Origin of the sequence: Leptolyngbya sp. CCY15150, from assembly GCF_016888135.1 — a bacterium.
In the GTDB taxonomy this organism is placed as follows: Bacteria; Cyanobacteriota; Cyanobacteriia; order RECH01; family RECH01; genus RECH01.
The window spans coordinates 1-15,462 of the sequence record NZ_JACSWB010000120.1 but is presented as its reverse complement, the minus strand read 5'-3'; the positions used below and the strand labels follow the sequence as shown (position 1 = coordinate 15,462).

Here is a 15,462-nt window from a genome sequence, read left to right as displayed (position 1 = left end):
AAGGCTTAAACGTTTAAGCCTCTCCAAGGTTTCTTGATGTGCTCACCTACGGGGCGATCGCTTTCCTGGTTGACGAGCCGCTCAACGCTGGCATCTAGCGGTGAACCAAGTTCATGAAGGTCGGTTAGGGGCTGCGGTCTATCCAACCCAGGGGATAGGTCGGACTGACCATCCAGCTTCTGCAGCGAGAACCACTGGGTCGCTTCTGCCATCAAAATCGCATCCCCCGAGTCCAAAAACTGCTGCATTCGGGCCCATTGATCCTGATCATAGCGCTCATACTGATGGGAGCGATCGCATGTCACCACCCGCTGAGACACTTGTTTCCAATGACTCGCCTGATCTTTGACCCACTGCAAGACCTGCTGCACATAGTGAACACCCAAGGGATCAGACATTGGCCCTGGATCTATCGTTAACCGAGCCTGATCACCCATCTGATCGAAGTTTTCCCCAGGCAGATGATATGTATTACGACCTCTGTCGTCAGAATCGGGTTGAGGGCGATCGCTCAAGTCTTGATTCTGTAAAGGATTACCACCTATCGAAACAAATAAGCTTGTAGAAGGTTGGTCTGACGATGCCTTTCCTAGGCAATCGTCAGACCAATTCGTACTATGAGCGTTTTCAATCTCAAAAAACTCAGGCGAAGTCTCTTCAGGCAAAGCGCTAGCATGGTCGGCATTGTTGGCTAATAAGGTTGAATCTGAATCTTGTATCAAGTTTGGATGCCATAGATCTTTATGACGATAAAGCGAGCTACCGCCAATTCCTTGCTGCACTAAGGCACGAAATCGTTCGGTGATACCTTTGGGAAGCTGTCTCAAATGCTGAAGCTGCTCAACAATCATGGCAATGCGATGGCGCGTTTTTTGCAACTGTTGAACATTCCATCGGTTTTCAGCTGGGATAGACACCGTCGGCTCAACCAGTGACTGTTTTGAGCCACCATAGCGAAAGTAGCGACTCGTCTCCACACAGCGCGCCCATTCGGCTGCTCGGCGATCTAGGTCATGCTGATGCCGACACCAATCTCGGTATCCAGGCAAGGCTTGAGCGATCGCCATAATTTCGTCCGTCAACGCCTGCCCTTCCAAAGGTGCTCCTCCAGATAGAACATGGTGGAAGACATAGGTTCTCAGGGCAATGCGACCCAATAGGCGGTTGGTTTGTCCATAGTCTGTCCAGCCCAACTCAATTTCGGCGTTTAAATCATTGAGGAACTTGGCGGCTTTGGTCGAGATTCGATAGGGTTGCCGAACAGAACGTTTTAGGATCTGCTCTAGTTTTTTAGGCGTGAATCGATTTTGTACCTGGGCCGATCGCCATAGCGTTGTAAAGCGCGATCGCCCCCCTTGAATAGGCTGTAGGTCTTGATTCAGCAAATAGGAGCCTGGCTGCAGCGGCAGCCGATGGGCATGAAATAGACTAGGTGTCTCAGGCGAGTAGGACTTGGGATTTGGGAAAATTTCAAGCTGACCGCCACGTAGATGAAATCCAGCATGGCTGAGGGTTGTTGAGAGCGCGACTGCTACCTTCCAAGAATTCACAGCGTGAGACAAAGGAATGTAGAGGTGGAGCCCGCCTGTCTCACTGGATGTACAAATAATCGATGCTGTCAGGTCTATGGCTTCTAGAGCATCTAAAAGACGAGACACCGCCTGCGGATCTCTACCAGGATGGTAGGCACTACCGGCATCAATGTCGATGAGACAATACTGGGTCTCTGCCCCAAAGCGAACGCCATAAAGATAGGCTGCTTGCTGCAGCAAGCGATCAGACAAGGGATGCCGCCGCTCGGTGCGCCATTGGGGAGACTGACCTATCTCTGGATGTTCGGCAACAATATAGTCATATCGGTGAGGGAATAGGGAGAAAAATGCCTCTTCTCGTTCCTCAATATAGTGAAAGGGTTGAGACACGACTGCACGAACTACCACCGTCTTCCACCCCCTAAGGGCTGCTGAAAGCACGGCTGGATAGGTCTTAGGAGTCGCGATCGCTCGGGCATGTCTTCTGTATCACAATGGGAACCGACACAGAATTTTGCCAGAGTCATGGTTTACGAGACGGCTGTATCGATCAGTCTTATCAGACTGATTACTGTCTCGCGATCGCTCAACGCCTTATGTAGCAAGGCTTTAAAAATGTAAAGGTGACGACATACAGAAGAGATCGTGATGGGATCCGGAGGTGATCGTGATAGGGTACGGAACAACTTGTCTCACAGCTTAGATCCATGCCTATCAAGGCTTTAGGTATCATTTTAGGAACTATTTAGTCTAAGACAACGACCTAAGTGGGAGCAAACGAGACAAGCCAATGGACTTAAGACAAGATAGTGGCGATCGCTCTAAGCTTTACACCAAGGGCATCCTAGCTATTTTAAGACCAAGCCTTGATCTTGACATCAGCCATGGTTTTAAGTGACAAGATGCGGAGAATTCTGTCTTAAAAGACAGGGCTAATTTTAGATGCAAGTAATCCACAACACACTATATTGCCCATTCCAGAGACTCAAAGTGCTTATTGTGTATAGGCTAGTCAGACTAGAGTCGATCCTTGAAGCAATTCTGGCTGTCTTAAGTGACATGATGCGGAGAATGCTGTCTCATCAGTGAGATACATCTCCAACGACCTCAAATAGATCAATAGGTGATACAACACGGAGATAGTTGTCTTGTTAAAGATGCCACTGCAGACCGTAACGAGACATCTTTGGTGAAGCGATACGGAAAAAGCTGTCTTGGTTGTCTCATGAAAAATGACAATCTATGTATAGAGCATCAACTATCTTGAATGCATTCATATACAAGGCGTTTAGAGGATTTATATGGGCTCTAATCAGCCAGTCATGAAGGACAAAGCTCACAGTCATCACGATTGGGACAGGTTGTAGACGGTATGAGACACATATCAAATGATGCGATACGGAAAACGTTGTCTTACTAAATCAACGCCACCATGAGCATCGTTGACGGCTGGTGCTACAGTTCAAAGCCAAGTGATTGAATACGGAAATTTTGAGTCTTTTGAGACAAGACTGATGAAGTCTCACGTTTACTGGAGATCTTCCATGGGATATCGGGGGACTAAAACCGCTCAACACCATGGAAAACCTGCAGGATTGAGAAGTTGTGGTCATGAAAGCGATCGCTCTGGTGATGCAATGAGGAGAAAGTTGTCTGATGGATCACCACAGTCTGCCATAGCTTGTCGCGGCGTTACACTTTGATACAAATGAACGAAGGAGATGCAGGGGGAATACAAGCGATCGCTCCCCCATGGGCAAGCATGAAACGATTGTCTTGTGTAACATCTAGTTCAAGAGCCGCCGGATCTATCTTCACTCCAGCCCTTGTCTAACCTTGGCCGAGAGACCTAGACATCGGCCAATCTCAGCCTCTCGACTCCCAGTTGGGTGGCATACATGAGCAACCTGATTAACTGACAAAACTCCTGCCATTCAGCTTCTTTCATAGGCTGGGTTAACGTAACTCAGCCTATGAAATCTAAGCTGGTAGGTTTTCACGTTGCTCAAACCAGCCTATGTAAAAAGATTTGTCAGTCAACCAGATGAGCAATAGCATAACGTACCAAAGCTCAGCGTTATGAATGCCCACCTACTTAAGTTATTTCTTGCCACTTGTATCAGTAGAGTGAACAACATTGATCTTGATACCTTTTTCTAGCACCTTGCCGATCGCTTCCCCTAGGTTTTCCTCTTCTGTCTTTTTTTTAGGAGGCTTAGGAAACAGCGTTGTTTGTGTCCACCAGGTAACGAGTATGGTAATCATTAAGATGCCAAGAATATCCATTGAAACTATGCCTCTTGATTCAGGAAAAAAGTATCAGATTGAAAGCACCACTGTGGGCAAAACACTTGATTAGATAAGTTTATGGACTAAGGCAATAGTTCTCTGATCTCAACGGATGATAGTGTTATACCAATACCTTCAGATCTCAATAGAAGCTGCGTTAACAACTACCATCGCAGCAGAGTGAACAGCTCAGTTGCTTAAAAGCTGCTATTCGAGATACCTATAGAAACCAAATCCTTAATCCAAGGAACGCGTTCTCATGCCTACGGTGGTGAACTACAGTGACGAACGATGATGAGGTAGTTAAGGTGGATGTTGACCTGAACATCTGGATGAACAGCGTTCTTAATCGAAGTTTGTTCAGGCACAGATGTTCATTGACATCTCATTCATATCAAGAAAAATCATGATTGGGGTTGTTGTTTAAGTTTATTTACTGAAACCTTGAACAAAACACACGTGATTTTCTTGGTGTTTTACGGAGATGTCCTAGGTGATAACAAGCGTTTGCCCTTGCATTCCGGATAGTTTCATCGTTTGTTGACGACGTTTGAGCTAAGTCATACTATATACGCCACTTGCGTAGAGTGCCGATAAGTTCAAATGTACTGTTAGCGTATTGAATGAGAGAGCGATCGCTTAAAATAAACACTCATCACGCAAGGATAGACTGCATACTAAAGTACTACTGGCGAAAAATAACTATGGCTATGACATTGTCCTCAATCGTGCCCTGGGGGCGATCATTTCAAGAGTATATTGATATGTTTGCCCTCTCAGAACAAGACTTAGCTGGCAAAATTTTAGGTTGTGGAGATGGGCCAGCCTCGTTTAACAGTGAGGTTACCCGTCGTGGCGGGTATGTGATCTCCATCGATCCTATCTACGAGTTTGCGACTCAAGACATCAACAATCGCATTCAAGAGACCTTTGATGTTATCCTCCAGCAAGTGCAGGATAATCAAGACGACTATGTTTGGGATAGGATTCCTTCCGTCCAAGCCTTGGGTGAGACTCGCATGGCATCCATGCAGATGTTTTTGGATGACTACGACCAGGGAAAGAGCGATCGCCGCTATCTGCCTGCTAGTTTACCTGAGATTCCGTTTGAGGACAGCAGCTTTGATCTAGCCCTCTGTTCGCATCTTTTGTTGCTGTATGGCGATCGCCTATCGTTTGAATTTCATCAACAGGCCCTGCAGTCTATGATGCGAGTTGCTCATGACGCGCGTATCTTTCCACTAGTACAGCTTGATGGAACCCGATCACCCTACCTGGATGCTTTGCTGGAATGGTACCCATCTCAAGGTTGGATAGCATCGGTTGAGACGGTGCCCTATGAGTTTCAGCGCGGTGGGCATGAAATGTTGAGGCTCTGCCGCAGTCGGTGACTATCATAGAGGGCGCGATCGTACGATCGCGGTCTTTTTTCCATCAGCACATAGCCTACTCCGTAGTATTGCGTATTGTGCTGAAATATAATCACAAATTCCGTTGATATACGGTTGTCTATTCATCAAGGTCATCAACAGTTCCTTATACCTACGAAGATAGCGAGACGAATGGTGCTCCCAATGACCTTAAATCCGTGTTTTTCCACATTCTGTGGCTATGACTTCTGCGGTTCAATGCAGACATCGGAACACCACAGGGTGTCATCTACAACTAACGAATTCCATAAATAGGGCGCTAGAACAAGTAGCTGACCTGCCTTGTGGATTCTAGTTAAGGCCTATGCTTGACGTCGTCGATGCATCCCTGTCTTAACCCATCATCATCACAAGTCACACTATGACTTGCTATGAGCCGGTAAACCAGAGCTGGAGTTTCGTCGTTACGCTAATTCGATTGCAGAGCAATGTCTACTTACTCTAGGACGGTCTGCTATCGATTAAACCATTGTCTTGTCTGGCGTTGCTGAATGAGGCTATGAAATCAGAATGGGAGCAAGATACTCACACTCATCACTCATTCACAATCAAGGTAGTGTGAGCCTCTCGCTCACGATTCCTGAGCGCCAATCCTATCGTGATTGAGCGACGCCACCTGTCTGTCGGGCTGTGCTCTAGCTCTCTCTCCAAGAGAGCACCGACAGCGGGAATTAGCAGTATGTCTCAACCAACATGACGACTGCTATAGCCGTAAGACAGTTCAACAGGGTGAACGTTCCTGCACTCTGTTGCTTTCATTCCCTAGAACCCATGTGAGGAAATATGATGCAGTTGAATACAAGCAAAAGATCGCTGAGAGTGCTTTCTACTCAACCATTGGATGGTTCTGCCAATAGAAACGTGTTGACGTCAAAGGATAAGCACGAAGTATTGTCAATTCTTAAGGCTTACCATAGCGATTCTTCGAGCTACGACGGATGGACAGATATGGTGACAGATGAGGTTCAGCCACCTAGCTCTCCCAGCTCTGATATCAGTCTTGAAAATCTATCCCATGCTGTTGATGATGCTTTGGAAGAGCTATTAGCAATTGAACCTAACGGGCAAGAGCCACGGCCTGGCAGTTCGACTAAAGACTTAGTTAATGTCCTCAATCGCACCATTTTTGATCTCCAGTCCTTTATGAATACCCTGGGAGATGACAATATGGATGATATCCAACAACTGCGAACCATCATTCAATCTTTTATCGACGACCTAAGTGCGACGGTTCGGTATCTGTTGGATTGTCGCCTAATGTCGTCTATCTCGGTTGATTGGGCCGATGAAGAAGTATTGTATGACGATTGATCATCTCTAACGCTGAGCCATGGATTCAAGTTATGGATTCAAGTTATGGATTCAAGTTATGGATTCAGCTAATGCTAATGGGGCGATACCTTGCACGTTCGTTGACGTTATTTTTCTAATTGAGCTACGCAGCACATGCTTGAAACGTTGAATCATGAGCAACTACAGGGCTTAAGTCACTACACCTTTTTCAACGATGATTACCGTAGCCGCTTGGAGTAGAAATACGTCATATGAAATCCTTGCGGTAATAGGCATCTAGATCTGGGTGTATGTCTCTCATTCTTGGGGCGATCGCTCCAGGCAATGAATCATCCTTCATGGTGTGTCATGTCTGTAGGCGATCGCCTTCTGTTATCTAGATTGTTCAAAGAAAGGTATGCTGTCAACAGGCTGAACAGTATCTGCAAAATTAAGAATGTGACACCCGTTTGATACACATCATCTTGCAGATATAACCCTAATCCTGGTGTTCAATAATATCTCAGACTATACTGCTAAGGGTCAGCCAAGGTTCGATGTGGATCTAGAGTTGTCTAGTTCACGTCAGGAATGATAACCATAAAACTTAACCAGCGTTGCTCAATAGAACAAGGGTTGCTGGTTGTCTTGATTTCAAATCGTTCTACTGTTGGACTATGGTCTATCCTGTAGACAGCGATCACCAAAGATTGATGGTTTTCCCCGGAGACCATCAGCGGCTGAACCTGCGACCTTTAAAAGTAAGCTCTGAGTTTTTATGGTTAGAATTTTGGTCATTGAAGATGAAGAAATTCTTCGCAGCAACATCGTTGACATTCTAGAGGCAGAAGGTTTTGAGGTCGATCAGGCAGACAATGGACGCTTGGGCGTTCAATTAGCTCAATCTCGATCACCCGACTTAGTCATTTGTGATGTCATGATGCCTGAACTAGATGGACATAGTGTATTATCTCAACTACGCCAAGACCCAACAACGGCTCTGGCGTCGTTTATTTTTCTAACAGCGAAAGCAACAGCCGCTGATATGCGCCAAGGGATGAATCTGGGCGCTGACGACTATCTGAGTAAGCCATTTTTACGAACGGAGCTTCTGGAGGCGATCGCTACACGCCTGAGCAAACGGCAGTCGATTCTGAAGCTGCAGCAGCAGATTGAGAAACTAGAGCAATCTAACTATCTCAAAGATGAGTTTATGAGTACGGCATCAGAGGAACTGCGAGGCCCGCTCACAAATATATCAATGGCTGTAGAAATGCTGCGCAAGTCTCCTAATGTGCAGAAAATGCAGCGCTACATTGAACTGATGCGCTCGGAATGTACACGTGAATTGAGGCTGATTAACAATCTCTTTGACCTCCAGCGCTTGGAAGCTGGGAGCCGCTCTCTCCGCCCAGAGGTGATCAATCTGCAGCAGCGTTTGCCCACTATGATTGAAACCTACCGTCAGCAGGCACAAACTGAACGCCAACTTCTTCAGTTCACGTTGCCACCCTATATTTCATCTATGGTGACAGATGTCACGGATTTAGAGCAAATTTTGGGTGAACTGCTCGATAACGCCTGTCGGTATACATCTCCCCGTGGCAAGATTGTTCTAGAGGTGTCGCGATCGCCCATGCCGGTCGGTTTGGGAGAGCCTCCCTGCTTTATGACGACGTTTATGGTCAGCAACCAAGCGGAGCTTGCGCCAGAGGATGTAGCTCACTTGACTGCTCTGTTTCAGGACACAGAACCGGCTACGAGTAACCGTCGAGGACTAGGGTTGAAGCTGACGCATAAGCTGGTGAAGCGTCTTAGGGGAGATCTGCAAGTCACCAGTGATGCGGGCTGGACATTTTTTGTGGTGCAACTGCCCAATTATGCTGATCCTAGCTGAACGTGAGTTGGACTTGATAGATTGAACGGTGACCCGCATGGGGCAAGAGCCTGGCCTAAACACTACTGTGAGATGAGTGGCTGACCGGGTTGTCTCTTAAGGCTCATCATCGTTCATGAGAATGGCTTCCAGTTCTGCAATCAGTTTTTCAACTCGCTTCCGCTTACTATCGTTTTGCCACGCCTTTTTACGGCGCAACTGGCGACTGAGGTCAGCACAGCGTTGATCCAAGGATGGAGCATAGACCGGTTCGGGAAGGGTGCTCTCCTGGGGGACGTCTGCAAGTGATTCGATACGGGACTGGATGTCTCGTAGGGATAGATCCCCTCGAATAGCGTCTTTGAGTAGGTTCTGCTGCCGCTTGGTTTCCTTCAATTTAGCGATCGCCCTGGCTTTGGTGTAGGCAATCTGTCCTGACCGTAGGGCTTCTAAAAGGTGAGGTGGCAAGTTGAGAAGTGGCAAGCGATGGGTCGCAAACGATGTCCACGAGAGGGTTCCAATGCTTTGAAAGATAGCCTGAATTTGTTCGAGAACATATTCATCGGCTGTTCCGACAACGTTGTCGGAAGATTTGGCAAGGCGATGTAAGAGGGATGGGATATCTTTGACCGGTTGATTGAGCCGCAATGACAGCAACATAATCAAGCTTTCGGTCTCTTCTACCACATTCAAGTCTTCCCGCTGGAGGTTCTCGACGAGCGCTAGCTGCAGGGCCTCTTCGCGGGTTAGGGCTCGCACAACGACAGGAACCTCGTGCAGACCGGCGGCTTGCGCTGCCCGGTAGCGGCGTTCTCCTGCAACTAGTTCGTATAAGTTGTCGTCAATGGGACGAACAATTAAGGGCTCCAGGATCCCGTGGGTTTTCACCGACTCGGTGAGTTCCTGCATTTTCTGCGGGTTGAAATGTTTACGAGGTTGATCTTCACTGGTGAGGAGCTGCCCTAGGGCGATGATATGGCGATCGCCTTCAAGGGATGTGTCAGGAAGGGATGTATCAATCGATAGGCTGGGGTCTATCATAGGTGCGGTAGAAACGGCGAATAGCGCAATGGCTTATACGATAGACAGGAATAGTAGAGACCGCAAGGATGCGATCGCGGTTTTTTGAGAGTTGACCTTCTGACCCTAGCAGAAATGCTTAGGTGTATACGTCATTGACGTCCCAGAATCTGGAAAGCCAAAAAAAAGACTGAGATGTACTCAGTCCTGTTTAGCCATAGCGTTAAACATCGGTGCGGGTCACATGCCTTAGTCCAAGAGCTGAGGGGTATCCCTACGCTGTGGAACGTTAATCCATGGGGCTTAGCGTAGGGATGGTTTAGCTCTGTAGGTCAGGCAGCGATCGCTAGAATGCGTACTGCATCCGTAGGTTTCCAACCCAGATGGTTGGATTGGAGTCAAAGTTGTTGGGATTGTTGATCACATAAAGGGTGGGCGCTAGGGAAATATTGTTGCCCAGGGGATAGAAGTAGGTCGCTTCAAATTCGTACTGAATTCCCCCATCACCGCCGCCCGAGGCTAGAAACTCCCGTCCATCTAAGACGGAAAAGGGAATCAAGTAGGACAGGGTGAGTAGAGCCCCATCTTTACCAAGGTCGGGAAAGGCCAACCCTGCTTGGAACGACTGAGCGTCAATGCTGCCGTCGCTGCGACCAGCTTGGAGGGGATCAACGTATAGAGAGCCATAACTATAGCGGCTGAAGATCCCAAATCGGTCGGTGATGCCCCAGTCAAAGTTGACGCTGTAGGTGTCTGCTGAGGCATTGTCAATGGAGCCACCAAAGCCGTCATCCGCTACGCCATAGATCGGTTCGCTGACGGCACCCCCTACGCCGAAGCCAGTGATATTGCCGTTCTCGTCCCGAATCGCCGCATTGGCCAGCAGGTAGGAGCGAGTGTAGGTAAACCGGATATTGGCGCGGCTGCTCGGCGAGTAGGTGAGTCCGACGGTGAGGGTATTGGATGCGTTGAACAGCCCTTGGTTTGGATCGGTAGCGGTGTTGAAGAAGGCTCCGGGGAGAAATTCTGTATTTTCGCCCAAGTACCCAACATTAAGGGCAAGCTGATTGTTGATATCCCAGCGCACAACTGCCCCAGCGCCCCGGTCAACGGCGTTTAACTGGGTGCCGCCGCTAGAGTTGAAGCTGCTGGCTCCCGTGAGGAAAAACGTGTAGGCGTTGCCGTCAAAATATCGATACCAGTTAATGCGAGGGCCAACGGCTACCCGAATGCGATCGCCCACTGGGAAGTCGTAGAACAGCTCCCGCACCACAAAATCGTTATCGTTGACACCACCGGATTGATCCGTAAAGGGCACTCCATAGGTGTTGTACAGCCCAGATGACACAAAGAGGTTGGCTGGGGAATCGCCATTGCCAACGGCCAATTGGGTAAAGAGCAAGTCATCGCCAGTAAACGAGGTCGATAGGTTCAGCCAAAGAAGATATCCAAAGGTGAATTGGGGATCCTCATCAATACTGCTGACAATAGGGCGATTGGTGACAGAGTTGCGGGCGGCTGGACGGATATTGAGGGGAGCACCAGGGTCACTAGTTTCTGCGAGAACACTGCCATCGGCACCAGCAGATCCAAAGTGGAAGAAGGCGAGTCCACTAAGTTTCGTGGTTGTGGAAAACTGAGCGCCTTCTAAAACCGCTAAACGAGCTTCTAAATCGTCTACTCGACTTCTAATATCCGCTAGCTCGGCGCTGAAGTCCTGCACTAGTTGATCAACCGTACCCATATCGTCTGGAGATAGGGATGCGGCAAAGCCATCTAGGCAGGCATTGAGCCCTGCGGCAAACTCATAGCGAGACATGGCAACATTGCCGCGAAAGGTGCCGTCTGGGTAGCCGGCAATACAGCCATAGCGATCAATCAAGGAGGAGAGCGCTTGGTAAGCCCAGTCGGTGGGCTGTACATCGGAAAGCTGGTTTACCGATGTAACGGTTGCCATGCTGCCATTGAGAACGGCAGGGTCTAGTTCTACCACAGACAGAGATGACGCATCGCCAAGGTTTGAGAAGTCGTCTGCGTTAAGGTCTGGGATTACGGCCTCCTCGGGGGTGGCGTCTAGAGTGACCTCAGATAGGGACTCTTCAGCTATTAAGTCCGGTACTACGCTAGGTTCAGAGGTTGATTCGTCGAGGGGGGCTGCGCTGAGGGGAGCGATCGCTGCCTCTGGGCTAGCCTCAGACACCGCTGCCTCAAGCGTTAAGTCTGGGATCGGGCTGGATTCAGAGGTAGGCAGGTCATCCAGAGCTAAGGTACCTGTTTGAGGATCACTCAAGGGAAGATCGTCGGCGATCGCTGCTTGCTCTAAACCAGGCAGAAGAAAACTTAGGGAAACCGAGCATAGACCGATAACCAGCGAAACCGCTAGTTTCGTGGGTCGCACCAGCAAGTGATTGTGCATAATCTTAAGGTAATGATGCCCCCACACCACATAGGGGAAGTTATTAAGTGGGTTTTATGCTACCAGAACAAAAAGACTGAAGTGTGATGACCGATACACTGATCTGTAAATGTGTGCTGATTGTGACACGCCCATGACCTAGAGGATTGCCTACATAAGGTCTAAGAGAGCAAGAACCCTACAGAGGACTTCTAGGGGATATGACGGATATAGCCCTTGGGACAGCTACCGATTGAAGAATTCTAAATTTGTATCCGTTCTATCAACAGGTGTGGATCTCTTTCGGTAGGGTGAGTCATCAGCTAGGAACGCCGAAGCCTGAGGGGCAGCCTCAAGGTGTGAGGCAGTCTACGAAGACGCTTCGCTCTTCAAACTAGCTGGGACTGTTGAGTGGAGAAATGGTTGTGCACGACCTGAATGTGGTCATCATCGGGGCAGGCATTGGTGGACTGACAGCCGGTATTGCTTTGCAGCAAGCCGGGTTTACCGTAGAGATTTACGATCGCGTCCGAGAACTGCGGCCGGCGGGGGCAGGTATTTCCCTGTGGTCGAATGGTGTCAAGGTGCTGAATGCCCTGGGTTTGGGAGAACAGATGGCCGCCATTGGTGGGCAGATGAACCGGATGCAATATCGCACCAAAACGGGAGAGTTGCTGAACGATATTGACCTGTTGCCCTTAATTGAAACGGTGGGACAACGACCCTATCCGGTTGCTCGCCGAGACTTGCAAGCCATGTTGCTTAAGGCATTTCAGGGCGAGGTGCATCTAGACCATCGCTGTATTGCTGTAGAGCAGGACGAAACTCAAGCGATCGCTCTCTTTGAGAACGGACATCGAGCGACGGGAGACCTGGTGATTGCCGCTGATGGCGTGCGTTCAATTCTGCGGGACTATATTCTAGGCAAGACCGTCGAACCTAAGTATGGCGGCTATGTGAACTGGAATGGCTTGGTGCCTGCGTCTGAAGACTTGGCTCCGAAAACGAGCTGGGTCATTTATGTGGGCGATCATCAACGGGCTTCCCTGATGCCGGTGGCGGGCGATCGCTTCTATTTCTTTTTTGATGTTCCGTTACCTAAGGGAACGCCAGCGGAGCCAGATCGATACAAGTCTGAGCTGGCGACCCATTTTGCTGGCTGGGCAGAGCCGGTGCAGCGGTTGATTGAAGCCTTTGATCCGGCCACGGTGGCGCGGCCAGAAATTCATGATGTGGGCCCCATTGATGCCATGGTGCGAGGGCGGGTGGCGCTGTTGGGGGATGCCGCCCATGCCACCTGTCCAGACCTCGGGCAGGGCGGCTGCCAGGCGATGGAAGATGGCTGGGTGCTGGCTCAATATCTGAAAACCACCAACATTACCGTGGACTACGCCCTCCAGCGTTATGAGCGCGATCGCAAAGAGCGCACAACCGCCGTGGTGCAGAAGGCTCGGCAGCGTGCAGAAATGATTCACGGCAAAGATCCAGATCTGACCCAAAAGTGGTATCAGCAGCTAGCTGAAGAATCGCCTAAGGATGTGACGGACGCTATCTCGAAGGTGATCCTAGCGGGCCCGATGCACTAAAGCCGTCTGTGGTTTGCGACGAAGATGCGCCAGGTTTGACCTAGCCATGCCCTGATGTTGAGTACCCCACGTTTAAGTACCCCACTATGACAACCCAAAACCAACCCCTACCGCGCGAACAGGCTCCAAGTAGCGATCGCCCTAGCTCATCCTTTGATCTACTCTACGGTTTAGACGATCGCCCCCCTGTTGGTGAAGCGATTTTTGTGGCCTTTCAGCATGTGCTGGCGTCGTTTGTTGGCATTATCACACCGCCGTTGATTATTGGTGGTGCCCTAGGGCTAGAGCCAGCGGATATGGGTTACATCATTAGTATGTCGCTGTTTGTATCCGGGGTTGCTACCTTCATTCAATGCAAGCGCCTTGGCCCCGTTGGCTCCGGTTTGCTGAGTCTACAGGGCACCAGTTTCGCCTTCTTGGGGCCCATTATTGGGGTAGGTACAGCAACAATCGCGGCGGGCTCATCCCCCCAGGGTGCACTGGCCCTGATTTTTGGGCTATGTTTCTTCGGAGCCTTCGTTGAAATTTTCCTCAGCCGATTTTTACACCTAGCCAGCAAGGTGATTACCCCGGTGGTGTCAGGCACGGTGGTGATGATTATTGGTCTGAGCCTCATTAAAACCGGCATTTTTAGCCTAGCTGGGGGAGCGATCGCCCTCCAAAATGAAACCTTTGGGAATTGGCAAAATCTGGGACTAGGCGGATTGGTGCTGTTGATTATCGTGATCATGAACATGACCGGCAACCGCTATCTGCGCATGGGAGCGATCGCCATTGGTCTAGGCGTTGGCTACATCGTTTCTATTGCCATCGGCCGAGTTGATTTCAGCAGCCTCAGCAGCTTGCCCTTGGTACGGATCCCGATTCCCTTTCGCTACGGCATGGACTTTAACTTCACGGCATTTATTCCGTTCGTGCTGCTCTATTTCATCACGGCGATTGAGACCATTGGCGACTTGACCGCGACCTCCGCCGTATCCCGACAACCGGTGAAAGGCAGTCTCTACATGCGTCGTATCAAGGGTGGAGTGCTAGGTGATGGTGTGAACTCCTTACTAGCCGCTGTGTTCAACACCTTCCCCAACACCACCTTCAGTCAGAATAACGGCGTCATTCAAATGACCGGGGTGGGCAGTCGCTATGTTGGCTTTTTTGTGGCGGGTATTTTCGTGCTGCTTGGACTGCTGCCCATGGTAGCCGGGTTATTTCAAGTGTTGCCACAGCCGGTTCTGGGCGGTGCCACGATCGTCATGTTTGGAGCGATCGCCGTAGCGGGTATCAATATTATTGCGTCGGCTGAAATTAACCGCCGTTCTCTGATCATTGTGGCGGTTTCCCTAGCGTTGGGATTAGGAGTGGTCTATTCTCCCGAGATTCTTGCCGACAAACATCCGCTGATTAAAAATGTGTTTTCGTCGGGGATTTCCACCGGCGGTCTCACGGCAATTCTGCTCAACTGGCTGCTGCCCCAAAATATGGATCAGGGAAGCTTGCCGCCAATGGATGAAGGTATTGATGAAGAGACGGTTTGAATCTATGACGAGTTGAACTAAGTAGCTATGGGCAAGTATTTCGACGGCGCTCAATGTTCTAATCCTTATGAGAAGAGGGTTGAGGGGAGTCGAGACCCGGTAACAGAGCTTCGAATGGAGTCCACCTACTAATCCACCTACTCAATAACGAAGAGAAGCGGGCTTGGCTGTTGCTGAGCCCGCTTCTCCTACTCTTATCAGCGACGCCTACAGCGACCTTAGCGATCGCCCTCGTCTAGAGGAATGCCAAACTGCAGCAGCGGCTCGGGCTCTCGGCGCTCGATCTCGATTCCATAGGAGTCATCATCGCCTTGAATGCGAACGTCGGTTTCTGGACGACGACGATCATAAAGATCCACATCGAGACGACCATCGCGCTGGTTGAGTTCAATGGGCGATCGCCGGCGATTCTGTTCCTCCAGCTCAACGTCAACGGGAGCATCCCACTTTTGCAAAAACAGTGCCAAGGGGGAGAATAGAAGGGTAGCCCTAGGGATCACTCGCTATGACACCTGAAGACCAAGAGCGCT

Annotated in this window: 10 protein-coding genes; 5 read left to right on the top strand and 5 right to left on the bottom strand. The window is 49.6% G+C overall.

Annotation, left to right across the window (positions count from 1 at the left end; translation table 11 throughout):
• Window positions 1-5 precede the first annotated feature (5 nt).
• A complete protein-coding gene (locus JUJ53_RS02110; protein ID WP_204150326.1) occupies window positions 6-1,922 on the bottom strand; it encodes a hypothetical protein in 1,917 nt (638 codons plus the stop codon).
• 1,710 nt (window positions 1,923-3,632) lie between these two features.
• Entirely contained in the window at window positions 3,633-3,818 is a 186-nt protein-coding gene (locus JUJ53_RS02105; protein ID WP_204150325.1) for a hypothetical protein, read from the bottom strand.
• A 707-nt stretch (window positions 3,819-4,525) separates the two neighbouring features.
• Here JUJ53_RS02105 and JUJ53_RS02100 point away from each other — a divergent pair.
• From JUJ53_RS02100 to JUJ53_RS02090, 3 genes are all read left to right on the top strand, one after another.
• Window positions 4,526-5,212, top strand: coding sequence for an SAM-dependent methyltransferase (locus tag JUJ53_RS02100; RefSeq protein WP_239124703.1), 687 nt, complete (start codon window positions 4,526-4,528; stop codon window positions 5,210-5,212).
• Window positions 5,213-6,199: 987 nt separating this feature from the next.
• The gene (locus JUJ53_RS02095) at window positions 6,200-6,562 is read left to right on the top strand and encodes a hypothetical protein (protein WP_204150324.1); all 363 of its coding nucleotides are present in this window, start codon (window positions 6,200-6,202) and stop codon (window positions 6,560-6,562) included.
• Window positions 6,563-7,301: 739 nt separating this feature from the next.
• Complete coding sequence (locus tag JUJ53_RS02090) at window positions 7,302-8,420, top strand: response regulator (protein ID WP_204150323.1); 1,119 nt, start codon at window positions 7,302-7,304, stop codon at window positions 8,418-8,420.
• A gap of 96 nt (window positions 8,421-8,516) precedes the next feature.
• On the opposite strand, the gene JUJ53_RS02085 is transcribed toward JUJ53_RS02090, so the two are convergent.
• A complete protein-coding gene (locus JUJ53_RS02085; protein WP_204150322.1) occupies window positions 8,517-9,440 on the bottom strand; it encodes a ParB/RepB/Spo0J family partition protein in 924 nt (307 codons plus the stop codon).
• Between the two features lie 325 nt (window positions 9,441-9,765).
• The gene (locus JUJ53_RS02080) at window positions 9,766-11,835 is read right to left on the bottom strand and encodes an iron uptake porin (protein WP_239124702.1); all 2,070 of its coding nucleotides are present in this window, start codon (window positions 11,833-11,835) and stop codon (window positions 9,766-9,768) included.
• A gap of 404 nt (window positions 11,836-12,239) precedes the next feature.
• On the opposite strand from JUJ53_RS02080, the gene hpxO reads away from it, so the two are divergent.
• On the top strand, window positions 12,240-13,400 hold the full coding sequence (hpxO, locus tag JUJ53_RS02075) for an FAD-dependent urate hydroxylase HpxO (protein WP_204150321.1): 1,161 nt from the start codon (window positions 12,240-12,242) through the stop codon (window positions 13,398-13,400).
• 86 nt (window positions 13,401-13,486) lie between these two features.
• A complete protein-coding gene (locus JUJ53_RS02070; RefSeq protein ID WP_204150320.1) occupies window positions 13,487-14,932 on the top strand; it encodes a nucleobase:cation symporter-2 family protein in 1,446 nt (481 codons plus the stop codon).
• Between the two features lie 218 nt (window positions 14,933-15,150).
• On the opposite strand, the gene JUJ53_RS02065 is transcribed toward JUJ53_RS02070, so the two are convergent.
• A complete protein-coding gene (locus tag JUJ53_RS02065; protein ID WP_204150319.1) occupies window positions 15,151-15,399 on the bottom strand; it encodes a hypothetical protein in 249 nt (82 codons plus the stop codon).
• Between the last annotated feature and the right edge of the window lie 63 nt (window positions 15,400-15,462).

Bases quoted from the DNA above. Each gene is read 5' to 3' on its own strand.
- JUJ53_RS02085 (WP_204150322.1), bottom strand. From the start codon at position 9,440: ATGATAGACCCCAGCCTATCGATTGATACATCCCTTCCTGACACATCC.
- JUJ53_RS02095 (WP_204150324.1), top strand. From the start codon at position 6,200: ATGGTGACAGATGAGGTTCAGCCACCTAGCTCTCCCAGCTCTGATATC.
- JUJ53_RS02105 (WP_204150325.1), bottom strand. From the start codon at position 3,818: ATGGATATTCTTGGCATCTTAATGATTACCATACTCGTTACCTGGTGG.
- JUJ53_RS02080 (WP_239124702.1), bottom strand. From the start codon at position 11,835: ATGCACAATCACTTGCTGGTGCGACCCACGAAACTAGCGGTTTCGCTG.
- JUJ53_RS02070 (WP_204150320.1), top strand. From the start codon at position 13,487: ATGACAACCCAAAACCAACCCCTACCGCGCGAACAGGCTCCAAGTAGC.
- JUJ53_RS02090 (WP_204150323.1), top strand. From the start codon at position 7,302: ATGGTTAGAATTTTGGTCATTGAAGATGAAGAAATTCTTCGCAGCAAC.
- JUJ53_RS02100 (WP_239124703.1), top strand. From the start codon at position 4,526: ATGGCTATGACATTGTCCTCAATCGTGCCCTGGGGGCGATCATTTCAA.